The 23658-nt window shown below is 68.7% G+C and carries 23 protein-coding genes; 15 read left to right on the top strand and 8 right to left on the bottom strand.

Going from position 1 to position 23658, the window contains the following annotated elements; all coding sequences use genetic code 11:
- The first annotated feature begins 74 nt into the window (after positions 1 to 74).
- From ftsE to rpoH, 3 genes are all read left to right on the top strand, one after another.
- On the top strand, positions 75 to 770 hold the full coding sequence (ftsE, locus tag AC3WT6_RS11450) for a cell division ATP-binding protein FtsE (protein ID WP_492653839.1): 696 nt from the start codon (positions 75 to 77) through the stop codon (positions 768 to 770).
- Positions 757 to 1716: a permease-like cell division protein FtsX gene (gene ftsX, locus AC3WT6_RS11445; protein WP_492653701.1), complete on the top strand. Its 960-nt coding sequence runs from the start codon at positions 757 to 759 to the stop codon at positions 1714 to 1716. The genes ftsE and ftsX overlap by 14 nt, the downstream gene beginning before the upstream one ends.
- Positions 1717 to 1845: 129 nt before the next feature.
- Positions 1846 to 2706, top strand: a complete 861-nt coding sequence (gene rpoH / locus AC3WT6_RS11440) for an RNA polymerase sigma factor RpoH (protein WP_492653700.1) — start codon at positions 1846 to 1848, stop codon at positions 2704 to 2706.
- A 190-nt stretch (positions 2707 to 2896) separates the two neighbouring features.
- Here rpoH and AC3WT6_RS11435 read toward each other — a convergent pair whose 3' ends face one another.
- A complete protein-coding gene (locus tag AC3WT6_RS11435) occupies positions 2897 to 3376 on the bottom strand; it encodes a biopolymer transporter ExbD (protein ID WP_492653699.1) in 480 nt (159 codons plus the stop codon).
- 197 nt (positions 3377 to 3573) lie between these two features.
- Between AC3WT6_RS11435 and AC3WT6_RS11430 the strand changes: the two genes are divergently transcribed.
- From AC3WT6_RS11430 to AC3WT6_RS11405, 6 genes are all read left to right on the top strand, one after another.
- A complete protein-coding gene (locus AC3WT6_RS11430; RefSeq protein WP_492653698.1) occupies positions 3574 to 3951 on the top strand; it encodes a hypothetical protein in 378 nt (125 codons plus the stop codon).
- A gap of 67 nt (positions 3952 to 4018) precedes the next feature.
- Positions 4019 to 4474, top strand: a complete 456-nt coding sequence (locus AC3WT6_RS11425) for a copper chaperone PCu(A)C (protein WP_492653697.1) — start codon at positions 4019 to 4021, stop codon at positions 4472 to 4474.
- A 22-nt stretch (positions 4475 to 4496) separates the two neighbouring features.
- Positions 4497 to 4883, top strand: a complete 387-nt coding sequence (locus AC3WT6_RS11420) for a DUF2946 family protein (RefSeq protein WP_492653696.1) — start codon at positions 4497 to 4499, stop codon at positions 4881 to 4883.
- Between the two features lie 70 nt (positions 4884 to 4953).
- On the top strand, positions 4954 to 7032 hold the full coding sequence (locus tag AC3WT6_RS11415) for a TonB-dependent receptor family protein (protein ID WP_492653695.1): 2079 nt from the start codon (positions 4954 to 4956) through the stop codon (positions 7030 to 7032).
- 51 nt (positions 7033 to 7083) lie between these two features.
- Complete coding sequence (locus AC3WT6_RS11410) at positions 7084 to 8535, top strand: hypothetical protein (RefSeq protein ID WP_492653694.1); 1452 nt, start codon at positions 7084 to 7086, stop codon at positions 8533 to 8535.
- A gap of 159 nt (positions 8536 to 8694) precedes the next feature.
- Positions 8695 to 10740, top strand: coding sequence for a TonB-dependent receptor (locus AC3WT6_RS11405; protein WP_492653693.1), 2046 nt, complete (start codon positions 8695 to 8697; stop codon positions 10738 to 10740).
- Positions 10741 to 10805: 65 nt separating this feature from the next.
- Here AC3WT6_RS11405 and AC3WT6_RS11400 read toward each other — a convergent pair whose 3' ends face one another.
- Entirely contained in the window at positions 10806 to 12005 is a 1200-nt protein-coding gene (locus AC3WT6_RS11400; RefSeq protein ID WP_492653692.1) for an acyl-CoA dehydrogenase family protein, read from the bottom strand.
- 123 nt (positions 12006 to 12128) lie between these two features.
- Positions 12129 to 12935 carry a glutaminyl-peptide cyclotransferase gene (locus AC3WT6_RS11395; RefSeq protein ID WP_492653691.1) on the bottom strand — a complete coding sequence of 269 codons (807 nt, stop codon included), beginning with the start codon at positions 12933 to 12935 and terminating at the stop codon, positions 12129 to 12131.
- Positions 12936 to 12981: 46 nt separating this feature from the next.
- Here AC3WT6_RS11395 and AC3WT6_RS11390 point away from each other — a divergent pair, with 46 nt between their 5' ends.
- The gene (locus AC3WT6_RS11390; protein ID WP_492653690.1) at positions 12982 to 13836 is read left to right on the top strand and encodes a YicC/YloC family endoribonuclease; all 855 of its coding nucleotides are present in this window, start codon (positions 12982 to 12984) and stop codon (positions 13834 to 13836) included.
- A gap of 18 nt (positions 13837 to 13854) precedes the next feature.
- Here the strand turns inward: AC3WT6_RS11390 and AC3WT6_RS11385 are convergent, their stop codons facing one another.
- The gene (locus AC3WT6_RS11385) at positions 13855 to 14007 is read right to left on the bottom strand and encodes a hypothetical protein (RefSeq protein WP_492653689.1); all 153 of its coding nucleotides are present in this window, start codon (positions 14005 to 14007) and stop codon (positions 13855 to 13857) included.
- Positions 14008 to 14163: 156 nt separating this feature from the next.
- On the opposite strand from AC3WT6_RS11385, the gene AC3WT6_RS11380 reads away from it, so the two are divergent.
- From AC3WT6_RS11380 to fghA, 3 genes are read left to right on the top strand one after another with little or no spacing between them, the layout of a single operon-like run.
- A complete protein-coding gene (locus AC3WT6_RS11380) occupies positions 14164 to 15273 on the top strand; it encodes an S-(hydroxymethyl)glutathione dehydrogenase/class III alcohol dehydrogenase (protein ID WP_492653688.1) in 1110 nt (369 codons plus the stop codon).
- Between the two features lie 10 nt (positions 15274 to 15283).
- Complete coding sequence (locus AC3WT6_RS11375) at positions 15284 to 16036, top strand: SDR family NAD(P)-dependent oxidoreductase (RefSeq protein ID WP_492653687.1); 753 nt, start codon at positions 15284 to 15286, stop codon at positions 16034 to 16036.
- Between the two features lie 34 nt (positions 16037 to 16070).
- The gene (gene fghA / locus AC3WT6_RS11370; RefSeq protein ID WP_492653686.1) at positions 16071 to 16919 is read left to right on the top strand and encodes an S-formylglutathione hydrolase; all 849 of its coding nucleotides are present in this window, start codon (positions 16071 to 16073) and stop codon (positions 16917 to 16919) included.
- Positions 16920 to 16939: 20 nt separating this feature from the next.
- On the opposite strand, the gene AC3WT6_RS11365 is transcribed toward fghA, so the two are convergent.
- Entirely contained in the window at positions 16940 to 19582 is a 2643-nt protein-coding gene (locus tag AC3WT6_RS11365; RefSeq protein ID WP_492653685.1) for a phosphocholine-specific phospholipase C, read from the bottom strand.
- Positions 19583 to 19685: 103 nt separating this feature from the next.
- Here AC3WT6_RS11365 and gmk point away from each other — a divergent pair, with 103 nt between their 5' ends.
- Together gmk and rpoZ are read left to right on the top strand one after the other, a co-directional pair.
- A complete protein-coding gene (gmk, locus tag AC3WT6_RS11360; protein WP_492653684.1) occupies positions 19686 to 20324 on the top strand; it encodes a guanylate kinase in 639 nt (212 codons plus the stop codon).
- A gap of 81 nt (positions 20325 to 20405) precedes the next feature.
- Positions 20406 to 20669, top strand: coding sequence for a DNA-directed RNA polymerase subunit omega (rpoZ, locus tag AC3WT6_RS11355; RefSeq protein ID WP_123210744.1), 264 nt, complete (start codon positions 20406 to 20408; stop codon positions 20667 to 20669).
- 59 nt (positions 20670 to 20728) lie between these two features.
- Here rpoZ and AC3WT6_RS11350 read toward each other — a convergent pair whose 3' ends face one another.
- Genes AC3WT6_RS11350 through AC3WT6_RS11340 form a run of 3 tightly spaced genes read right to left on the bottom strand, consistent with a single transcriptional unit; the run spans position 20729 to position 23643 of the window.
- On the bottom strand, positions 20729 to 21070 hold the full coding sequence (locus AC3WT6_RS11350) for a zinc ribbon domain-containing protein YjdM (RefSeq protein ID WP_492653683.1): 342 nt from the start codon (positions 21068 to 21070) through the stop codon (positions 20729 to 20731).
- Between the two features lie 57 nt (positions 21071 to 21127).
- Positions 21128 to 23239 (bottom strand): ATP-dependent DNA helicase RecG, encoded by a 2112-nt coding sequence (recG, locus tag AC3WT6_RS11345; protein WP_492653682.1) that lies wholly within the window; start codon positions 23237 to 23239, stop codon positions 21128 to 21130.
- A gap of 20 nt (positions 23240 to 23259) precedes the next feature.
- Positions 23260 to 23643: a RidA family protein gene (locus AC3WT6_RS11340; RefSeq protein ID WP_492653681.1), complete on the bottom strand. Its 384-nt coding sequence runs from the start codon at positions 23641 to 23643 to the stop codon at positions 23260 to 23262.
- Between the last annotated feature and the right edge of the window lie 15 nt (positions 23644 to 23658).

Below are 23658 nucleotides of genomic sequence, written 5' to 3'. Positions count from 1 at the left end.
ATGTGCACAGCGCGGCGCGAGCAGCCGCAACCTCAGCCGGGCGCGTCGGCGGCCGACTGCTAGCCATGGCCGACATCATCCATTTCCACCGCGTCAGCCACCGCTACGAAGGCAGCGGCGATGTGCTCTCGGACGTTACCTTCACGCTCGCCAAGGGCGAGATGGCCTTCCTCACCGGCCCTTCCGGCGCCGGCAAGTCCACCCTGCTGAAGCTGGTGGCGCTCTTGGAGCGGCCCAGCCGCGGCCAGATCGTGGTCAACGGCCAGAACCTGGCCGGCGTGCGGCGTGGCCAGATTCCGGCCTTCCGCCAGCAGATCGGCGTGGTGTTCCAGAACTTCAACCTGCTCTACGACCGCAGCGTGTTCGACAACGTCGCGCTGCCGCTGGTGATCCGCGGCATCGGCCACGACGACATCGGTCGCCGGGTGCGCGCCGCGCTCGACGCGGTGGGCCTGCTGGGCAAGGAGAAGGTCTCGCCGATCACGCTCTCCGGCGGCGAGCAGCAGCGCGTCGGCATCGCCCGCGCCATCGTCGCCAAGCCGCAGCTGCTGCTGGCCGACGAGCCCACCGGCAACCTCGACCCGGAGATGGCGCGCGAGGTGATGCAGCTGTTCCAGCGCTTCAACGAGGTGGGAGTTTCGGTGCTGGTCGCCACCCACGCGGTGGGCCTGATCAAGAAAATGCCCTACCGGGTGATCCACCTGGAACGCGGCCAGCTGACCACGCGGCAGTCGCCGGAACTGATGGAGAAGACCGTTGACTTCGGCTAGCGCGCGGCCGGGCGCCGAGCTGCGCCCCAACTTCCTGAGCCGCTACCTGCAGGCGCATGTGCGCGAGGTGGTGTTCACCGTCGGGCGCTTCTACCGCAACCTTTCGGGCGCGCTGCTGACCTGCTTCGTCATCGGCATCACCCTGGCGCTGCCGGCCGGCCTGCACTGCCTGGTGCGCAATGTCGATGCCCTGGGCTATTCCTGGGAAACCACCCTGCAGGCCTCGCTGTTCCTGAAGGATTCCACCACGCCCGAGCAGGGCCGCGAGCTGGCGCGGCGGATCAAGGGCCGCCCTGGTGTGGCTGACACCGCCTATCTTTCGCGCGAGCAGTCGCTGGAGGAGTTCAAGGCGCTGTCCGGCCTCGGCCAGGCGCTGGACCTGCTGGACAGCAATCCGCTGCCGGCGGTGATCACCGTGACGCCGGTGAAGGGCATCGAGCGCAACGCCCTGGACGCCCTGGTGGTGGCCCTAGGCCAGCAGCCGGAGGTGGAGGTCGCCAAGCTCGACCGCCGCTGGCTGGAGCGCCTCTATGGCGCCCTGGCCCTGGTCGAGCGTCTGGTGCTGGTGATCGCCGGGGTGCTGTCGCTGGCGGTGATCGTCATCGTCGGCAATACCATCCGCCTGGACATCGAGGCCAAGCGCGCCGAGATCGAGGTGATGAAGCTGATCGGCGCCACCGACGCCTTCATCCGCCGGCCCTTCCTCTATACCGGCCTCTGGTATGGCCTGGTCGGCGGCGGCATCGCCTGGCTGCTGGTGCAGGGGATGGTGCTGGCCTTGAACGGCCCGGCCAGCTCCCTGGCCGGGCTCTATGGCTCCGCCTTCCGGCTGCAGGGTCTGCCGCTGGATGCCACCGCCGTCATGTTCGGCGCCGGGGTGCTGCTGGGCTGGCTGGGCGCCTGGTGGACGGTGTCGCGCCGGCTCAAGGAGATCGAGCCCCGCTGATAGGGGGCTTGCATCGGCGCCATCCGCACAAATGATTTCCCCTCGGAGTCGGCCGGGCGCAACTTATCCGGCACTTAGCAGTCCAATCGGGCGAGTGCTAAGCTCACTTCCATTGAGGGGGAATTTTCGATGACTACTGCTCTTGCCTTGCGCGCCAACAGCCTGCCCGCCCTGCATGCCGGCAGCTTCGAGGCCTATGCGTCGCAGGTGGCCAAGTTCCCGGTGCTGGAAGCGGCCGAGGAACACGAGCTGGCCCTGCGGCTGAAGCGTGACAACGAGCTGGCCGCGGCCCAGAAGCTGATCCTGTCCAACCTGCGCTTCGTGGTGCATATCGCCCGCGGCTACCAGGGCTACGGCCTGAACATCGCCGACCTGGTGCAGGAGGGCAATATCGGCCTGATGAAGGCGGTCAAGCGCTTTGACCCCGACAAGGGCGTGCGCCTGATCTCCTTTGCCGTGCACTGGATCAAGGCCGAAATCCACGAGTACATCCTGAAGAACTGGCGCATCGTCAAGATCGCCACCACCAAGGCCCAGCGCAAGCTGTTCTTCAACCTGCGCGGCGCCAAGAAGCGCCTGGGCTGGATGAACGCGGCCGAGGTGGCGGCGGTGGCCAAGGATCTCAACGTCAAGCCGGAAGAAGTGCTGCAGATGGAGGCCCGTCTCGGCAATGCCGACATGAGCTTCTCGATGACCAGCGCCGACGACGAGAACAGCTATGTGCCCGAGGACTACCTCGCCGACGAGCGCAACGACTTCGCCGCCATCGAGGAGGCCGAGTGGCAGGAGGCGCGCGAGGAGCGCATGCGTGCCGCCCTGGTGCAGCTCAACCCGCGCGAGCGCGACATCCTCGCCCGCCGCTGGCTGGCTGGCGACAGCGACAAGGCGGGCTTGCAGGAACTGGGCGACGAGTACGGTGTCTCGGCCGAGCGCATCCGCCAGATCGAGTCGGCGGCGATGAAGAAGCTGCGCAAGGCCATCGAAGCCTGATTTGCGGCGATCCGCCTGCTGCGCGGCACTAGGCCGCAGCTGCGGTGCTCACCGTACTTAAGTACGGCTCCGCTCCTCGCTACGGCCTAGTGCCTGCTCACAACGGCGGCTCGCTCGCAAATTCCCAGGCATTGACCACAACAAAAAGCCCGCCGATTGGCGGGCTTTTTTTGTTGCGGCGGGGCGGCGACTAGCCGGCCGGCACCGGTTCGGCCGGGGCGTCCAGCGGCATGGCGTTCTCGTTCTTGTCGAGTGCGACCTTGTTGTAGCCGGTCTTGCCCATGGTTTCGATCAGGGTCACCACGCGGCCGTAGTCGATGCGCGGCGCGGCCTTCACGTAGACCAGCTCCTTGCTGTATTCGTCGGCCTTCTCGATCAGCTTGGCCGGCAGTTCCTCGAAGGCCACCGGCATCGGCACGCCGTCGCCGCCGAACTGGAAGTAGTAGGCGCCGACGTCATCGACCAGCACGTACATGGTGGGCTTCGGCTTGACGTCCGGCGGCGGCGGGGTCAGCGACTTCTTCGGGATCTCGATCTGCAGCTGGCTCATCATCGCCGGCATCGACACCATGAAGATGATCAGCAGCACCAGCATCACGTCGACCAGCGGGGTGACGTTGATCTCAGCCACCGGCGCGGCTTCGCTGCCGCTGTCCTGTTTCACATTCATGCCCATAGGGCAGTACTCCGTATCGGTAGGTTGCTACGGACGGCGAGGCCGGCCGTGGAATCGGCAGGCCCTGGTGAGGGCTGCCCGTGTAGGCGACGATGATACCGTGCCCCGAAACGGGGCGGGTGCCGGCGGCGCGAAAGCTCTACCGCAAACAAGAACCGTGCCGCGGACTCCGCTGCTATCCTAAACACCGCATGAACAGGCACCCACAATTCAACTCGTTCCGCGGCTGGCGCAGCCAGGCCTGGAGCTTGGTGCTGTTCGTGGCGCTGCTGCGTGGCCTGGTGCCACATGCGGCCCTGGCCGCCCTGCTGGACGATGGCCGTCCCCAGCTTGCCTATTGCGCACCGGGCAAGGCGGTGCCGAAAGCGGCCGCCGAGGCGATGGCCGCCCATGGGCACTGCGTCTGCGCCCCGGCCGGCGAGGCGCTGAGCCCCACCGCCGCGTCGGCTGCCGCGTCGTTGCCGCTGCCGGCTACTGCGCCGCTGGCCTGGCCGGCCACCTGGTTGGTTAAACAAGCGCCGCCAATCGCCCTGGCGCGCGGCCCTCCAGGCCACACCCCCAGTCTTTGAGTCTGGTTTCCGCCGCCTGGGCGGGAAATCTGGCCGCGAGCGCGGCCGTACTGTGGGAGTGCTAGTCATGCGGAAATTCCGCCAACTGTTTCTGGTCCTGCTGCTGTCGCCGATGCTGGCGCTGGCGGCTCCGTCCCTGCGCGTCGAGCAGGCCTATAGCTATGCCACCCCGGCACCGGGCATCACCGCCGGCGGCTTCCTCACCATCGTCAATGCCGGGGCCGCCGACCGTCTGCTCGGCGGCGAATCGCCGGCCGTGGGCCGGGTCGAGATCCACGAGATGAGCATGGCCGGTGGCGTCATGCGCATGCGTGCGCTCAGCGAGGGCCTGGCGGTGCCGGCCCAGGGCCGTCTGCAACTGGCACCGGGCGGCTATCACCTGATGCTGATCGAGCCCAAGCAGGCGCTGACCCCGGGCGCCAAGCTACCGCTGGTGCTGCGCTTCGAGAAGGCCGGCCGGGTCGAGGTCGAGCTGGAAGTCCGCAGCCGCGACGCCGACGCCCATTCCCACGCCGGGCACTGATCGCGCGTCACTGGGCTAGAGGGTGAACCTGATCGCCGCCAGCCGGCGCCGGCTGGCGCTGCTGCTGTTCTGGCTGTTGCTGGCGGCCTTGCCGCGGGCGCTGCTGCCGGCCGGCCTGATGCCGGAATTCGGCGACGGCGGCCTGCGCCTCAGCTACTGCCTCAGCGAGGGCAGCAGCCTGCTGTCGCAGCTGGACGAGACGGCCCCCAAGGCGGACTCGCACCCGAGCTGTCCCTATGCCCTGGCGCAGGCGCTGGCCTTGCCCAGCGCCGACCAGACCCCGGTCTTGCCGGGTCTGTTCGCGCCGGTGGCCCCGCCGGCGATTTCGCTGCCGGCGGCGCGCGTGCAGCGGCCACCACGGCCGCCGTCCCAGGCACCGCCGTTCGAGTCTGGATTGTCCTTCTGCTGAGCGGCCGCCTTGCGCGGCCCGCCCGGGCGTGCGTCACCGACGCCGCCGACTTTCCGACCGAATTCGAGCCATGAAACCGATCAAGACCTACCCCCGCCTCTCTCCCTACAGCCTGGCCCTGCTGGCCCTGGCCAGCACCGCTGCCCAGGCCGATCACACGCCGGTGCATCAGTTGGATCGGGTGACGGTCACCGCCACCACCCCCTCCACCCAGAACAGCCTGCAGGATGCCCGCGAGGAAGTCGCCCGCAGCGCCGGCGGCGCCGGCGTGGTGGACGCCGCCGATCTACGCGACCAGCGCGCCGGCACGCTCGCCGACGCGCTCTCGCAGGCCACTGGCGTATTCGCCCAGAGCCGCTTCGGCAGCCAGGAGATGCGGCTGTCGATCCGTGGCTCCGGCCTGGCGCGCACCTTCCACACCCGCGGCATCAGCGTGTTGCAGGACGGCGTGCCGCTCAACCTCGCAGACGGCAGCGGCGACTTCCAGTCCATCGACACCCTGGCCGCCGATCACATCGAGGTGTTCCGCGGCGCCAATGCCCTGCAGTTCGGTGGCAGCAATCTCGGCGGCTCGGTCAACTTCGTCACCGCCACCGGCTACACCGCCGGCACCGAGGCGCGGGTCGAAGTCGGCAGCTTTGGCTACCGCCGCGCTTATCTGCAGACCGGCGCGGTCGCCGGCAAGCTCGACGGCTTTGCCTCGCTGGGCTATTACGGCACCGACGGCTTCCGCGAGCACTCCGAGCAGCGCGAGTTCCGCTTCACCTCCAACCTCGGCCTGCGCCTGGACAGCGGCATCGAAAACCGCAGCTTCCTGACCGTCACCCGTTCGGACTCCGAGCTGCCCGGCAATCTCACCAAGGCGCAGCTGGAAGCCGACCCGCGTCAGGCCAACAACAACAACCGCGACAGTCAGCTCGACCAGCGTCGCGATACCAAGGTGCTGCGCCTGGCCAACAAGTCGGTGGCGCGGACCAGCGAGACCACGCTCACCGAGCTGGCGGTCTACGCCGCCCGCAAGGATCTCGACCACCCGATCTTCCAGCAGCTCCTGCAGGAGAACTACGACTACGGCGTCTCGCTGCGGCTGATCGAGACCGCGCCGCTGTTCGGGCACGCCAACCGTCTGGTGTTGGGTCTCAACCCGCAGTACGGCTACACGCGTGGCGACAGCTACGAGAACCTGCCCGGCACCCGCAGGCGGGGCGCGCGTACCGATCGCTACCGCCAAGAGGCCGCCAACCTCATCGCCTACGCCGAGAACCAGTTCGGTCTGAGCCCTGACCTCACGCTGGTCGCCGGCGCGCAGGCGGTGAGCGCCCGCCGCAGCAACGACGACCAGTTCATCGCCACCGGCACGCTCGACGGCAGCTACGACCGCACTTATCGCGGCTTCTCGCCGAAGATCGGCGCGCTCTACCAGCTCGCGCCCAAGACCCAGCTGTACGGCAATGTCGCCGGCAGCTTCGAGCCGCCGAGCTTCAGCGAGACCACGGTGACCTTGCCCGGTGATTCCACTCCGAACGACAACGAACCGCAGCGGGCGCTGACCTACGAGCTGGGCAGCCGTAGCCGGGGCCAGGTCTGGGGCTGGGATCTGTCGATCTACCACGCTCGTATCCGCAGCGAGCTGCTGATCGTGCAGGTGGAGACCACGACCCCCGGCGTCTTCACCGGCGTCACCACCAATGCCGATCACACCATCCACCAGGGCGTCGAGGCGGGCTTGAGAGTGCGGCCGCTGTCCTGGCTGACGCTGCGCCTGAACGGCCTCTACAACGATTTCCGCTACGACGGCGATGCCCAGTACGGTGACCAGCGGTTGCCGGGTGTGCCGCAGGTGCAGGTAAAGAGCGAGCTGCGCGGCGACTTCGGCAAGCAGTTTGTCGCCCTCACCACCGAGTCCAGCGGCGAGTCACTGGTGGATCTGCAGGGCGCGCTCAAGGCAGGCAGCTACAACCTCTTCGGACTCAAGGCCGGCGGCGAGCTGCTGCCGCGGCTAGGCTGGTTTCTGGAAGGCCGCAATCTTGCCGACGAGAAGTACGCCGCCACCACCGGCGTGATCGACACCGCGCGGGCCGGAAATACGGCGCAGTTCCTGCCTGGTGAAGGCCGCAGCATCTACGCCGGTTTGGAATGGCGTCCCTGAAGGACTTTGCGTCCGCCGGCCGCGGCCGGCGGATGTACACGGAATTATTCGATGCAAGCCAACACTCCCAAGACCGCCGGCCTGCGCCGCTGGCATCGCCGCATCGCCTGGCTGGCGCTGCTGGCGGCCCTCTGCTTCGCGTTGACCGGCGCGCTGCACCCGCTGATGACGCGCTTCCAGCCCAAGCCGGAGAAGTTCGCACCGCCACCGACGGCGGCGCTGAGCGAGGCGCTGCCCGCGCCGGGCGCGGCGCTGGCGGCGGCCGGCATCGCCGAGCTGGCGGCACTGCGGCTGGTCGATGACGGCGCGCGCTGGCTCTGGCGGGCACGGCTGCCAGACGGCGGGGTGCGCTATCTCGACGCGCTGAGTGGCCAGCCGCTGCCCGCCGACACCGAGCGCGCGCAGGCCGAGCGTCTGGCCCGCTGGTACAGCGGCGAGGCGCAGGCGGCGCTGCTGCAGGCCGAGCCGGTGACCGCCTTCGATACCGACTACGCCTACGTCAACCGCCTGCTGCCGGTCTGGCGCCTGCGCTTCGACCGGCCCGACGGCCTGGTCGCCTATGTCTCCACCGAGGAGGATCGGCTGGCGGGGCTGTCCGATCGCCGCAAGCGCGGCTTCCAGGCGCTGTTCCAGGCGCTGCACACCTGGGCCTGGCTGCCGGCGCCAGCGCGCAATGGCTGGATCAACCTGCTGCTGGCCGGCGTCGCCCTCACCGTGCTGGCCGGTCTGACACTCGTGGTACGCAGCCCGGGTGGACGCCGCTGGAATCTGCGCCGCCTGCATCGCTGGGGCGGCATGACCGCTGCCGTGGCGGCGCTGGCCTGGGTGCTCAGCGGCTATGTGCAGGCGCGCGGCAACGCCGAGCGTGAGCAGGGGCAGGCGCCGCAGCGGCCGCTGGCGCTGAACGCGGCGACGCTCACCGCGCCGGTGCTCGCGCCTGCGCGTGCCAAGGCCGGCGCCACGCTGGTCCGCCTCGACGGTGAGCCGCTCTGGCGCTGGAGCCTGCGGCCGCCGGAGCCCACCACCGGCCGCGGACTGGCGATGGGCGAGCACCAGCATCACCAGCAAGCGCCAGCGGCGGCGCCTGGCGCCTCGGCGGCGCTCTACGTTTCGGCGCGGGACGGTCGCGAACGGGCCGAGGGCGAACAGGTGCATCTTGCCGAACTGGCCGGCTACTTCGGCATCGCCGCCGCGCCCGAGGCCGCCGTGCCGGTCACCGCGTTCTCGCCGGAGTACGGCTTCCTGTTCAAGCGCCTGCCGGTCTGGAAGCTGGAGCAGGGCGACGCCGAACACAGCGCCTACTTCATCGACACCGGCAGCGAGCGACTGGCCGCGCGCATCACCGACGGCGACCGCGACGCCGACGCGCTGTTCGCCTACGCCCACAAGTGGGAGTGGCTCACGCCCCTGGCCGGCAAGGACTGGCGCGACGGCATCAGCGCCGGCTTCGCGCTGCTGCTGATCGGCGTGGCGCTGGGCGGTACCTGGCTGCGTCGGAGGTGACCGCCGCCATGCGCGAGATGTACGCCGATGGCATCGCCACCCTGCGCATGGCCGCCGCTTCATCCAGCAAGGGGTGAGGCGCGTAAGCCAGGGCAGGCGTCGAACGAGATGGCAGCCCGATAACAACGAGCCCCGGGCAATTGAGGAGAGAGGAGTCGCATGAGCAAGCAATGGAGGGCCGCCGCCACCGCGCTGGCCTTGAGCCTGGTCGGGCCGGCCCTGGCCGGCGGCGTGCCGGTGGAGCTGGACCCGGTGACCGTGCGTGGCAGTCAGACCCTGCAGTCGGCCGCACGCTCCGCCACCGAGGGCTATGTCACCGAGGAGCAGCTGGCCGAGCGGCCGATCTCGCGCGCCGGTGAGTTGCTGGAGTTCGTGCCCGGCCTGATGGTCACCCAGCACAGCGGCGAGGGCAAAGCCAACCAGTACTTCCTGCGTGGCCTCAATCTCGATCACGGCACCGACTTCTACGCCGACGTCGATGGCCTGCCAGTGAACATGCGCAGCCACGCGCACGGGCAGGGCTATGCCGACATCAACTTCATCATTCCCGAGCTGATTGGCTCGCTGTCCTATCGCAAGGGGCCGTACTACGCCGATGTCGGCGACTTCGGTGCCGCCGGTTCCGCCAATCTGCGCTACCTCGACGAATTGCCGCGCAGGCGCGCAGAAGTCAGCGTCGGCGAGTACGGCTACTACAGCAGCCTGCTCGCGGGTTCGCCCAGCGTGCCGGGCGGCAAGCTGCTGCTGGGTCTGCAGGCCACCCGCTACGACGGTCCGTTCGAGCTTGAAGAGGACATGAAGAAGTTCGCCGGCATCGCCCGCTACAACCGCGGCAGCGAAGCCGAGGGCTTCACCGCTTCGCTGATGGGCTATCACATCGCCTACACCGCGCCGGACCAGATTCCGCAGCGCGCCGTCGATGCCGGTCAGCTCGACCGCCTGGGCTTCATTGATCCCAGCGACGGCGGCACGGTGGGCCGCTACAGCGGTTCGCTGGAATGGCGCGGCCTGGCCGAGCGCGGCAACTGGCGCGCCCAGGTTTATGCGCTCAAGTACCGCATGCAGCTCTACTCCAACTTCACCTACTTCCTCGACAACCCGGACGAGGGTGACCAGTTCAACCAGTTCGACGACCGCATGGTCTACGGTCTCAATGCACGCCGTTACTGGGCGCTGCCGACCGCCATCCCGGCCGATCTGAGCCTGGGCCTGCAAGCCCGCTACGACGACATCGCGCCGGTCGGGCTCTACAAGACCCGCGCCCGCGAGCGGCTGTCGACGGTGCGTGAGGACCAGGTGCAGGAAGGCAGCGCCGGGCTCTACCTCAGCAGCAGCCAGAAGTGGACGCCCTGGTTCCGCTCGCAGCTGGGCCTGCGCGCCGATGTCTATTCCTTCGACGTCGACAGCAACCTGGCCGCCAACTCCGGCCGCGCCGACGACAGCATCCTGAGCCCGAAACTGGCGCTGGTCTTCTGCCCCTGGTCGCGGACCCAGTTCTACCTGAACTACGGCGAGGGCTTTCACAGCAACGACGCGCGCGGGGTCACCACCACGGTTGATCCGGTGGACCAGAGCACTCCGCAGAACGCGGTCGATGCGCTGGTGAAGGCGCGCGGCGGCGAGATCGGCGTTTCCAGCGCCATCGTCCCCAATCTGACCGTCGCCGCCTCCCTGTGGCAGCTCAACTTCGACTCCGAGCTGGTCTATGTCGGCGACGCCGGCGCCAACGAGCCCAGCGGCGCCAGCAAGCGCCGGGGCGTGGAGCTATCGCTGTACTACGTCTTGAGCGACTGGCTGAGCCTGGATGCCGACTACGCCTACGCGCATTCCCGGCTCGATTCCGAGGACGGCGACCGCATCCCCAACTCGATTGGCAGCGTCTACGGGCTGGGCCTGACGGTGCCGGAAATCCGCGGCTGGAGCGGTGGGCTGCGGCTGCGCCATCTCGGCGGCGGACCGCTGATCGAGGACAACAGCGCGCGCTCCAAGGCCACCAACGTGGTCAACGCCCAGATCGGCTACCGTCACCAGCAGCGCTACTCGGCCAAGCTGCAAGTGCTCAACCTGTTCGACAGCCGCGACCACGACATCACTTACTACTACGAGTCCCGCCTGCCGGGAGAGCCGGTGGAAGGTGTGGCCGACTATCACTTCCATCCGGTCGAGCCGCGCTCGCTGCGGCTGACGCTGGCACTGGAGTTCTGAGGGCTGAAACGAAAACGCCCCGCCGGTTGGCGGGGCGTTTCCACGCACTGGTCGTCGGACGAGTCTCAGGCGGCCTGGGCGGCCTTCTTCGCCTCGTGCGCCTTCTTGCTGGGCAGAATGCCCATGCACTTGGCGATGATGCCGAGCATGATCTCGTCGGCGCCGCCGCCGATGGAAACCAGCCGGGTGTCACGGTAGGCGCGGGCAACGTTGTTGTCCCACATGAAGCCCTGGCCGCCCCAGAACTGCAGGCAGGAGTCGGTGACCTCGCGGCCGAGGCGGCCGACCTTGAGCTTGCACATGCTGGCGAGCATGGCGAGGTCTTCCATCTTTTCCTTGCCACCGATGTAGCGCTCGGTGGTGTCGTAGATCAGGGCACGCAGCGCCTCGACCTCGGTCTTCAGTTCGGCCAGCCGAAAATGCACGTACTGGTTGTCGAGAATCGAGCCGCCGAAGGCCTGGCGCTGGCGGGTGTAGTCGATGGTCTCGTTGATGATGTTGGTGAGGCCGTCGATGGACGAGGCGGCGCCGTACAGGCGCTCTTCCTGGAACTGCATCATCTGGTACATGAAGCCCATGCCCTCGACGCCGATCAGGTTGCGTCGCGGCACCCGGACGTTGTCGAAGAAGATCATTGCGGTGTCACTCGAGCGCATGCCGAGCTTGTCGAGCTTGGTCTTGCGGTCCACGCCCTTGGCATCGAGCGGCACCACGATCAGGCTCTTGTTCTGGTGCACCTTGCCTTCGCTGGTATTGGCCAGCACGCAGGCCCAATCGGCCTGGGTGCCGTTGGTGATCCACATCTTGCTGCCGTTGATCACATAGTCGTCGCCGTCCTTCACCGCCGTGGTCTTCACGCCCGCCACGTCGGAGCCGGCGCCGGCCTCGGAGACGGCGATCGAGCAGACCATGTCGCCGGCCACCACCGGCGCCAGAAATTCCTGCTGCAAGGCCTTGGAGCCGAAGCGGGCGAGGGCGGGTGTCGCCATGTCGGTGATCACGCCGATCGCCATCGGCAGACTGCCGCAGATGCAGTTGCCGATCGCCTGCGCGAACATCACCTCGTAGCTGTAGTCCAGCCCCAGGCCGCCGACCGACTCCGGCTTGTTGATGCCCAGGTAGCCGAGGCTGCCCATCTTCTTGAGCACTTCCCGCGCCGGCCAGATTCCGTCTTTCTCCCATTGCGGGATGTGCGGATTGAGTTCGTCCTGCACGAACTTCTTGACGTTGCGGTACAGCTCCTGGTGCTCGTGGGTAATGAGCATTTCTGGTTCTCCTCCAGAAAATCCTGCGAATTCGAGGCTCGCTTTATAGAGGGAGAATGGCGTCCTGGTCAATTGGCTGCGTGGCCGTGCCGCGGTTCAAGACGGTCAGATAGGTAACAATGGTTACTTTTCTGCGTCCTGCACGTCCAGCTTCAGCTCGAACAGCTTGGGCCACCACTTGCCGGTGACCAGCAGGCGGCGCTGATCGGCGCGCCAGGCCAGGCCGTTGAGCACCGCCCCCTGCGCCTCGCGCTCCGGGGTGACGCCGGCGGCGCGCTTGAGCGGTGCTAAATCCAGCCAGCCGGTGACTTGGCCGCTGGCGGAGTCGATGCGCGCCACCCGGTCGCTCATCCAGACATTGGCGTAGATCGCGCCTTCGACCCATTCCAGCTCATTGAGCATGGTTACCGGCCGCTCGCCGTCGCGTACCTCGATGCTGCGCAGCAGGCGGAAGCCCTCGGGATCGACGAAGTGCAGTCTGGCCGAGCCATCGCTGATGACCAGCTGGCGACCGTCGCTGGCGATGCCCCAGCCTTCGCCGCCGTAGCGCAGGCGCTGCTGCGGTCGCAGGGTGAGGTCGTAGACATGGGCAACGCCCTCGCGCCAGGTCAGCTGCCAGAGCTGGCCGCGCAGCAGGGCCAGGCCCTCGCCGAACTCGTTGCCGGGCAGGCTGGTGCTGCGCAGGGTCTTGCCGCTGCTCAAGTCCTTTTCGGCGATGCGCGAGGCGCCGTACTGGCCGGCGCTCTCGAACAGCCGGCCCTGATGCCAGACCAGCCCCTGGGTGAAGTCGCTGGCCTCGTGCGGGTGGCTGGCGACCAGTTGCCAGCGCAGTGTCGGCGCTGTCGCCTGCGCGGTCCCCACGGCGAGCAGCAGACCCAGGGCTACAATGCGCGCCACCAACCGGTGGTATTTCGAGCGAGTGTCAGGCATGGCGGGCAGCGTGAGCAGCAGTGCGAGCAGCAGTTTGGTCCGCAGTATGACGGGCTTCGCCCGCGTCGAGGCGCAGGTGCCGGGCGCGCGACTGGTCTGGGAGGTGCGCTCGGTCAACAGCCGCTATCTCGATCTGACGCTGAAGCTGCCGGAGGAATTCCGCGCGCTGGAAAGCGAGCTGCGTCAGCTCACCGCCGCCAAGGTGGCGCGTGGCAAGGTGGAGGTGGCGCTGCGCTATGCCATGGACGCCAGCGCCCAGAGCGCGCTGAGCCTGGATCAGGACCGCCTGCTGGCGGTGCGCTCGGCGCTGGACGCGGTCACCGAGGCCCTGGGTGCGACCACGGTGCCGGACCCGATGCGGGTACTGGGCTTCCCCGGCGTGCTGCGTCAGGAAGCCCCCGATTTCGCGCCGCTGCAGGCCGAGGCGCTGAAGCTGTTCGGCCGTGCGCTGGTGGAATTCAGCGCCGCCCGCGAGCGTGAGGGCGCGCGCACCGCGGGCTTTCTGCACGAGCGTGCCAACGAGCTGGAAAACTATGTCGCCAAGGTGCGCGAGCGCGCGCCGCTGGTGCGTGACGCCTGGCTGGAGCGGCTGCGCGCCAAGGTCGCCGACTTGGGCGTCGAGATCGAGCCGCAGCGCCTGGCGCAGGAGGCGGTGATGGCGGCGCAGCGGCTGGACGTGGACGAGGAGCTATCGCGCCTGGGCAGCCATCTGGTCGAGCTGCGCGCCGCGCTGGCCGGCAAAGAAGCGGTCGGCCGGCGGCTGGACTTCCTGATGCAGGAGTTCAACCGCGAGGTGAACACCACCGGCTCCAAGTCGCAGGACGCCGAGATGACCAAGTACGTGGTGGAGATGAAAGTGCTGGTCGAGCAGATGCGCGAGCAGGTGCAAAACCTGGAGTAGCGGTTTGCCGGCTGCGCCTCAGCGCGCCGAGCGCGCCGGGCGCAGGATCACGCCGTAGCGCCGACCGATGTCGGTGGGCTGCAGGCCGCGGCACTCGCGGACGATCTGGCGCAGGGCCAGGCCGGTGTCGTGATGAATGCGGTAGATGGTCTGGCGGCGCTGGATGGTCATGACGCGGCTCCTAGGCGGATTGTGTATGTACGCAACTTACGGCCGTGCTGCGCGAATCCGAGTAGCCCCCGGGGCCAGCGGTAGTGGCGCGGCGATGGGTGGAGGCCGGGGCATCTAGTACCCTCTGCTGCATCCTCTTTTCACCCGGAGTCAAACATGGATGTTCGTGCCGCCGTCGCCTTCGAGGCCGGCAAGCCGCTGTCGATCGAAACCGTGCAGCTGGCCGGGCCGCGCGAGGGCGAGGTGCTGGTCGAGATCAAGGCCACCGGCCTCTGCCACACCGACAAGTTCACGCTCAGCGGTGCCGATCCCGAAGGACTGTTCCCGGCCATCCTCGGTCACGAGGGCGCGGGCGTGGTGGTGGAGGTGGGGCCGGGCGTGAAGTCCTTGAAGAAGGGCGATCACGTCATCCCGCTGTACACGCCGGAATGCCGCGAGTGCGACTACTGCACCTCGCAGAAGACCAACCTCTGCCAGAAGATCCGCAGCACCCAGGGCCTTGGCCTGATGCCGGATGGCAGCTCGCGCTTCAGCTTTCAGGGCAAGCCGGTGCTGCACTACATGGGCTGCTCGACCTTCGCCAACTACACGGTGCTGCCGGAGATCGCGCTGGCGAAGATCCGCGAGGACGCGCCCTTCGACAAAGTCTGTTACATCGGCTGTGGCGTCACCACCGGCATCGGTGCGGTGATCTTCACCGCCAAGGTCGAGGCCGGCGCCAATGCGGTGGTGTTCGGCCTGGGCGGCATCGGCCTCAATGTGATCCAGGGGCTGAAGATGGTCGGCGCCAACCGGATCATCGGCGTCGATACCAATCCGGCGCGCGAGGCGATGGCGCGGCGCTTCGGCATGACCCACTTCGTCAACCCCAAGGAGGTGCCGGGCGATCTGGTCGCGCATCTGGTGGAACTCACCGGCGGCGGCGCCGACTACAGCTTCGAGTGCGTCGGCAATGTGCAGCTGATGCGCCAGGCGCTGGAGTGCTGCCACAAGGGCTGGGGTGTTTCCACCATCATCGGCGTCGCGCCAGCGGGCGCGGAGATCAGCACCCGGCCGTTCCAGCTGGTCACCGGCCGGCGCTGGATCGGCTCCGCCTTCGGTGGCGCGCGTGGCCGTACCGACGTGCCGAAGATCGTCGACTGGTACATGGACCGCAAGATCAACATCGACGACCTCATCACCCACAAGCTGAAGCTGGAGCAGATCAATGAGGGCTTTGAGCTGATGGCGCGCGGCGAGTCGATCCGCAGCGTGGTGCTGTACTAAGCGCACTGCGATGTCGACGGTGGGCGAACTGGCCCTGGTCACCGGCGCCGGGCGCGCCGAGGGCCTGGGCTACGGACTCTGCGCGGCGCTGGCGGCGCGTGGCTACCGGGTGCTGCTGGCGGCGCGCGATGGCGAGGCGGCGCGCGAGCTGGCCGCGCGACTGAGTGCGCAGGGCGGGGCGGTCGTCCCGCTACCGCTCGACATCGCCGACGCCGCCTCGGTGGCCGCTGCCGCCGAACACATCCGCAGCCAGTACGGTCGCCTGCGCTTGCTGATCAACAACGCCGGCACCGGCAACATCGCCAGCGGCGCGCCGCGCGGTACCCGTCCCGCCAGCGCCGATCTCGCCGCGGCGCGGCGGATGATGGAGGTGAATCTGTTCGGCAGCTGGCAGCTCACTCAGGCCTTGCTGCCGCTGCTGCGCGCCCACGGCCAGGGCCGCATCGTCAATGTCAGCAGCGGCGCCGGCAGCTATGGCGATGCGCGCTTCGGGCTTTCGGCCGGCAATGCCATGGGGCCGGGCTATGGCCTCTCCAAGCTGGGCTTGAACGGCCTCACCGCGCTGCTGGCGGAGGAGCTGGCCGGCAGCGGCGTGCTGGTCAATGCCGTCTGCCCCGGCTTCACCGCCACCTTCGAGGGCGCGCTGGCCATGGGCGCGCGGCCGGTGACCGAGGCCGTAGCTGGCATCCTCTGGGCCGCCGAGCTGCCGGACGACGGCCCCAGCGGTGGTTTCTATCGCGACCGCGAGCGCCTGCCCTGGTAGCGCTCTCCTCACTCACCGCTTTCCGAGTTCCGCCATGTCCGAGATCAGCACCCGCTCCCAGCACGCCTGCTTCGGCGGCCTTCAGGGTTTCTACAGCCACGCCTCCAGCAGCACCGGCACCGGCATGAACTTCGCGGTCTATCAGCCGCCGCAGGCGCTGGCTGGGGCGAAGGTGCCGACGCTGTACTACCTGGCCGGGCTCACCTGCACCGAGGAGACCTTCGTCATCAAGGCCGGCGCGCAGCGCCTCGCCGCCGAGCTGGGGCTGATGCTGGTGACCTGCGACACCTCGCCGCGCGGCATCAACCTGCCGGGCGAGGCGGAAAGCTGGGACTTCGGCCTCGCTGCCGGCTTCTACCTCGACGCCACAGTCACGCCCTGGGCGCCGCACTACCGCATGGGCAGCTACGTGAACGCCGAGCTGCCGGCCCTGATCGAGGCACACTTCCCGGCACTGCCCGGCCGGCGTGGCCTGTTCGGGCACAGCATGGGCGGCCACGGGGCGCTGGTCAGCGCGCTGCGCCACCCCGGAGTTTGGCAATCGCTGTCGGCGCTGGCGCCGATCGGCAATCCCAGCGCCGTGCCCTGGGGGCAGAAGGCCTTCCGCGGCTATCTCGGCGACGATCCGGCGGCCTGGGCGCGCTACGACGCCTGCGCGCTGCTGAAGGCTGGCGCGCGCTTCCCCGGCCCGGTGCTGGTCGATCAGGGGCTGAGCGACCAGTTCCTGGCCCAGCTACAGCCGGACGCGCTGGAAGCCGTCGCCCGCGACGCGGGCCAGCCGCTGACGCTGCGTCGCCATGCCGGCTACGACCACGGCTATTACTTCATCCAGACCTTTGTCCACGACCACCTCGCGCACCACGCCCGGTTGCTCAAGGACTGAGCGGCCGGGGCCGGCGACGCTCAGCCGTCCTCGGACGACGGCGCCTCTTCGCAAGACGACTCATTCAGGGCGCGACGCGCCAGCGCCGCGGTAGCCAGCGCGGTCAGTGCGGCCTCGCCGAGGGCGCCGCCATAGCGGCCCTCGTGGCCTTGCGTCGGCGTCGGTTCGGGCGAGGGCAGTTGGGCGACGGTCTTGGAGCGGAAGCCGACTTCCAGCGCGCCGACGCTGATCCGGCTGAGGGTGTCGGTCGCTAGCGTGCTGGCGGCGGTGTGCCGCAGCCGCAGCGACTGGCCGGCGCAGACCGGCGGCGCATCGGCGACCCAGGGGCCGCCGTCGAGGCTGAACTCGGTGCCCGGCTGGGCGCGGATCGGCAGATAGCCGCTGTAGCCACCCAGCACGGCCGGCTCGGATTCCACCGGGCGGCCGGGCAGCACGTCCAGTCGGTCGGCAAAGCCGAAGGCGGCCACCGCCTGCGGCGCGCCCATCTCCGGGTCGCTGACGCTGGCGCTGCCGTTCTCCAAGTGGCCGGCGAGCCGCCGTAGCAGGCCGCCGGGGCCACGCACGGTGAAGTCGTACCAGCCCTCGCTGGCGTCCAGTGCGAAGACTTTTTCCTCGCTCGCACCGGGCGCCAGGCGCAGTGGCCAGGGGCCGTCGTCGCGATGGGCGGCGGCGGTGATGACGCAGTCGGCCGGTATGCTGCCGCTGTTGCGCAGCGACAGCCGCAGTGTCCGCGTCGCCGGCTCGAACTGGGTATGGATCTCCACCGCCGCGGCCTCGGCGCTGCCACGGAACAGCCGGTGAAAGCCATTGGCGCCGAGCACCCAGAGATCGTAGAGGCTGGTCGCGGTGTCGGCGGCGGTCCAGTGGTCGGCTAGCGTCTTGCCGGCCTCGACCGTGTAGCGGCGCGGGATGTCGGCGAGCCGGTAGCGGTCGTAGACGTGGAACACCGCGCCGGCCTCGCCGCTGTTCTCGAATTGCAGTTCCAGTCCGTCGGCCACCGCCTGCGCCCGCACCTCCAGGTGATAGGGCAGGGCGCGCGCCGGACGGTTGCCGGGGGGCTGCACCGGCAGGCTCTGTGCATCTTCGGCGGGCGGTTCTACGTAGGCCTGGCCGGATTGCTGGGCGTACTCCAGGACCGCGGTGAGCAGGTTGGTGCTGGGCAGCGTGGTGATGAAGCCCTGGTCGTCGTTGGGGTTGGCGAAGTCGAAGGCGCTGCTGAGATCGCCCATCACCGCGCGCCGCCAGGGGCTGATATTGGGTTCCATCACCCCGAAGCGCTGTTCCAGGAAGCGGATCACCGAGGTGTGATCGTGCACCTGCGAGTTGACGTAGCCGCCGCGACTGAAGGGCGAGATCACCAGCATCGGCACCCGCGGCCCCGGCCCGTAGGGCTGGCCGTCGCCGGGCTCCAGATTGGTGGCGTTGGGCACGTTCATGTAGTCGCGGCTGGTATCGACCGTGCTCTTGCCGGCGTAGCCGCCGCCCGGCAGCGGCGAGGGTGGGCAGGGCGGCACCAGGTGGTCGAAGTTGCCGTCGTTCTCGTCGTAATTGATGAGGAACACCGTCTTCGCCCAGGTGTCGGGATTGGCGGTGAGGGCATCCAGCACCTGGCTGATGTAGCAGGCGCCCAGCGAGGGCGGGCCACCGCCCGGGTGCTCTGTGTAGTTCTTCGGCGGCACCAGCCAGCTCACCTGCGGCAGGGTGCCGGTCAGCGCCGCCAGGCGGAAGTTGATGAGGGGATCGACCAGATAGCCGGGCTCGGTCTTGCCGATGCCCTTGTAGAGCGGCTCGTAGAGCGGCGAGTCGGGGTTGTCGTGCAGGGCTTCGAGATAGTCCACCGGCGGCAGGGTCGCGGCGTCGCTGTAGCTGGCGAGGTTGCCGTTGTTGATGCGGCTGTAGGCATCCCGGTAGGCCTTGAAGCCGGACAGCGGGTTGTCGGTGAAGTTGTCGGGCAGGAACTGGTACACCTTCCAGCTCACGCCGGCGGCCTGCAGGCGCTCGGGGTAGGTGGTCCAGGTCAGGCTGTTTTCCAGCGGCGTGCCGTTGAGCGTGTCCCAGCCGTCGTTGTTGACCACGCACATCTCGGCGCCCTCGCTGCGGGCGGTGGTGCCGCGGTTGGTGCCGGTCCACAGGTGGATGCGGTTGGAGTTGGTGCCGCCGGGCAGCGCGCAGTGGTAGTGGTCGCAGAGCGTGAAGGTATTGGCCAGCGCCGTGTGGTAGTCGAGGTCTTCGGCCTTCAGATAACCCATCGACACGTCGTTCTTGGCCAGCGGCCAGTGCGTCATCCGGCCGTGGTCCCAGGCGTCGTGGGCGTCGCCCCAGGAATGTGGCGTGCCCACCACCAGGCCGTTGCCCTCGCGGCTGTCGAGGTAGTAGGGCAGCACGGTGCGGCTGGCGTTGCGCTGTACCAGCATCGACTCGCCGTTGTAGCGCGGCAGCATGAAGCGATCGCCGAAGCCACGCACGCCCTGCAGCAGGCCGAAGTAGTGGTCGAAGCTGCGGTTTTCCTGCATCAGGATCACCACATGCTGCACGTCGCTGATGTCGCGGTTGACGACCTTGGCCGGGATGCTGAGGGCCCGGGCGATGGAAGGTGGCAGCAGGCCGAGGCCGGCGCCATAGAGGCCGGCGCGGAGGAAATCGCGACGATCGAGCGTGCTCATGTGGAGGCTGCGGTGGACGAACAGTCGGCGAGCATCCCAGCCGCTGATGAAATCCGCGTGTCAGTGACTGCCGCCGCCGGCGGCACTCCGCGATAATCGCCGCATGAATGCACCCACTCCCGGCAACCTCTGGATCGTTTCCGCCCCCTCCGGCGGCGGCAAGACCAGCCTCACCCGCGCCCTGCTGCCCCGGCTCAAGGCCCTGGGCGTGGAGGCCGCGATCTCGGTCAGCTACACCACCCGCGCGCCGCGGCCGGGCGAGCAGGAAGGCGTGCACTACCACTATGTCGACGAGGCGCGCTTCGTCGAGATGATCGCGGCGGGGGACTTTCTCGAACACGCCCAGGTGTTTGGTCGCCGCTACGGCACCGGTCGCGAGCGCACCGAGGCGCTGCTGGCGGCGGGTGTCGATCTGGTTCTCGACATCGACTGGCAGGGAGCGCGTCTGGTGCGGGCCGCCATGCCCGAGGCGCGCAGCCTGTTCATCCTGCCGCCCTCGCGCGGCGAGCTGGAACGGCGCCTGCGCGGCCGAGGCACCGACAGCGACGCGGTGATCGCCGCACGCATGGCCGAGGCCACCGCCGAGATGAGCCACTACGCCGAGTACGAGCATCTGCTGGTGAATGCCGACTTCGAGACCGCCTGCACCGAGCTGACTGCCTTGTTCCTGGCGCCGCGCCTGGCCCGTGAGGCGCAGCAGCGGCGCCACGCCGGGCTGATCGCCGACCTGTTGCGGAGCTAGCCGGGAAAGCGCGCTGCTGGAAAAACCAGCAGTACTCGGCTATCCTTCGCGACCTTGTCTGCACCACTTAAAGAGGTTTTCATGGCCCGCGTAACTGTCGAAGACTGCCTGGCCCAGATCCCCAACCAGTTCCAGCTGAGCCTGGTGGCCGCCAAGCGCGCGCGCCAGCTCGCCCGCGGCGCCGAAGCCCATCTGCCCTGGGGAAACCACAAGTCCACGGTGCTGTCGCTGCGCGAGATCGCCGAGGGCTATGTCACCGAGAGCGTGCTCGACGAGCAGGAGCTGCCGGTGATCCAGGCCCCGAAGATGGAGCTGGAAGCGCTGGACCCCTCGTTCGACCTCTAACTCGTCGAGCGAATCAAAAAAGCCCGCAGCTGCGGGCTTTTTTGTTGCCTGGAAAGTTCTCAGGCCTTCTTCAGGAACTGCGACTTCAGCATCATCGGCGTGCCGTCGACCTTGCAGTCGACATCGTGGTCGCCGGACACCAGGCGGATGTTCTTGATCTTGGTGCCCTGCTTGATGACCAGCGACGAGCCCTTCACCTTCAGATCCTTGATCAGGGTCACCGTGTCGCCATCGGCCAGCACATTGCCGACTGCGTCCTTCACGACCTTTTCACCTTCGGCTTCCTCGGCGGGTGCCGCCACCGGCCATTCATGGGCGCAGTCCGGGCAGATGTAGAGCTCGCCGTCCTGATAGGTGTTTTCCAGGCCGCAGACGGGGCAGGGAGGGGGAGTCGTGGGCATGGGCGCGTCCTGGGCAGTGTGTGAGGCGCGCGAGTTTAACGGCTGGGCGGCTGTCTTTCAGACCTGCGCGTATTTCTCGACATCGCCGACCCAGCGGCGGATCAGCAGCCGCGCCAGCTCAGGCTGACGATCCAGCCAGTCGTCGGCCAGCCGCTGCAGCTCCGGGATCAGCTGGGCGTCGCGCTGCGGGTCGGCCAGCTTGAGGCCGATGACGCCGGTCTGGCGGCGGCCCAGCAGCTCGCCGGGGCCGCGCAGCTCCAGGTCTTTTTGGGCGATCTCGAAGCCGTCGGTGGAGCGCCGCAGCGTGTCGAGGCGGGCGCGGCCCAGCGGCCCCAGCGGCGGTTGGTAGAGCAGCACGCACTGGCTTTCCACCGCGCCGCGACCGACCCGGCCGCGCAACTGGTGCAGCTGCGCCAGGCCCAGGCGCTCGGCATTCTCGATCACCATGATGCTGGCATTGGGCACGTCGACGCCGACCTCGATCACCGTGGTGGCGACCAGCAGCTGGGTCTTGCCGTCCTTGAAGGCGGCCATCTGCGCCTCCTTCTCGGCCGGCTTCATGCGGCCGTGCACCAGGCCGATGTGCAGGCCTGGCAGGGCTGCGCGCAGTTGCGCGGCGGTGGTTTCGGCGGCCTGGGCTTCCAGCTCGTCGCTGTCCTCGATGAGGGTGCAGACCCAGTAGGCCTGCTTGCCCTGGCGGCAGGCCTCGCCGATGCGGGCGGTCAGCTCGGGCCGGCGCTCGTTGACCAGGGCGACGGTGGTGATCGGCGTGCGCCCGGGCGGCAGTTCGTCGATGACGCTGACATCGAGATCGGCATACAGCGTCTGCGCCAGGGTGCGCGGGATCGGGGTGGCGGACATGATCAGCTGGTGCGGGCTCAGGCCCGCCGGCCCCTTGTCGCGCAGCGCCAGGCGCTGCTGCACGCCGAAGCGGTGCTGCTCGTCGACCACCACCAGGGCCAGCTTCGCGAAGGCAACGCTTTGCTGGAACATCGCATGGGTGCCGACCACCAGGCTGACCTCGCCGGCGGCGATGGCGGCCAGGGCGACGTCCTTCTGCGATTTCTTCAGCTTGCCGGCGAGAAAGGCCACCGACAGGCCCAGCGGTGCCAGCCAGCGGCCGAGGTTGACCGCGTGCTGCTCGGCGAGCAGCTCGGTGGGGGCCATCAGCGCCGCCTGGTAGCCGGCGCGGGCGGCGGCGAGCAGGGCGACGGCGGCGACCACGGTCTTGCCGGAGCCGACATCGCCCTGCACCAGCCGCAGCATGGGCCTTTGCAGCAGCAGGTCCTCGGCGACCTCGGCCAGCACCCGTCGCTGGGCGCCGGTGAGCGTAAACGGCAGCACCGCCTGCAAGGCCGTCTGGGCGGCGGCGAGATTCGGCAGGCGCGGCGCCGGGCGGGTCTTCACCTGGCGGCGCAGCAGGCGCATGCACAGCTGATGCGCCAGCAGCTCCTCGCGCAGCAGGCGGCCCTGCGCCGGGTGTTGCTGGGCCATCAGCAGACGGGCGTCGCTGTCGGCCTCCGGCTGGTGGATCAGCTTCAGCGCGCTCAAGCTGTCCGGCAGCGGCAGGCCGGGCAGGCCCGGCAGCAGGGAGCGATCACGGGCGGCGAGTTCCAGCGCCTGCTGGATCAGGCTACGCAGCTTGGCCTGCGAGAGGCCGGCGGTGAGCGGGTAGATCGGCGTCAGCCGCGCTTCGGTGGGCAGATCCTCGGCGCGCTCGGCGACCCGGTATTCCGGGTGCACCATCTCCATGCCACCGATACCGCCGCGCACGGCACCGTAGGCGCGCAGCCAGCGCCCGGGCTGCAGCGCCGTGCGCTGGGCCTCGTTGAAGTGGAAGAAACGCAGCAGCAGGCTGCCGCTGGCGTCTTCGATGGAAACCCGCAGGGTGCGGCGCTTGCCGGTAAAGCCGACCGCCGCCGCGCCGATGCGGCCCAGCACCAGCGCGTCCTCCCCGCCCTTGAGCTGGCCGATGGGGGTGGCCTGACGGCGGTCCTCGTAGCGCAGCGGCAGGTGGAACAGCAGGTCCTGGATGGTCTCGACGCCCAGTCCGTGCAGCACGCCGCCCAGGTAGGGGCCGGCGCCGCGCAGGTATTGCACGGCGCTGTGCAGGCCGACCGGAGCGGCGAGCGGCTTGCCGGTGCTGCCCTGGTTGCGGCTGGTGGCCACGCGCGCTGGCGCGGCCCCGGCTAGTCGAGCACCAGGACGCCGTCGGCCTCGATCCGCGAGCCGCGCGGCAGGCTGGCGATGCCGATGGCAGCGCGGGCCGGGTAGGGCTGCTGGAAGTACTGGCCCATGATCTCGTTGACCTTGGCGAAGTGGCCGAGATCGGTGAGGTAGATGTTGAGCTTGACCAGGTTTTGCAGGCCACCGCCGCTGGCCTTGGCCACCGCCGCCAGGTTCTTGAACACCTGGTGGATCTCGTCCTCGATGCTGGCATTGGTCAGGGCCATGCTGACCGGATCGAGCGGAATCTGGCCCGAGAGATAGACCGTCCTCCCGACCTTGACGGCCTGGGAGTAGGTGCCGATGGCGGCGGGGGCGTCGGCGGTGTGAACGATTTCGCGGCTCATGCGTTTATGAATCTG

The organism is Stagnimonas sp. FW305-C-60, assembly GCF_058782965.1.
The sequence above is the reverse complement of the archived record's forward strand: the minus strand, read 5'-3'. Positions and strand labels throughout refer to the sequence as shown.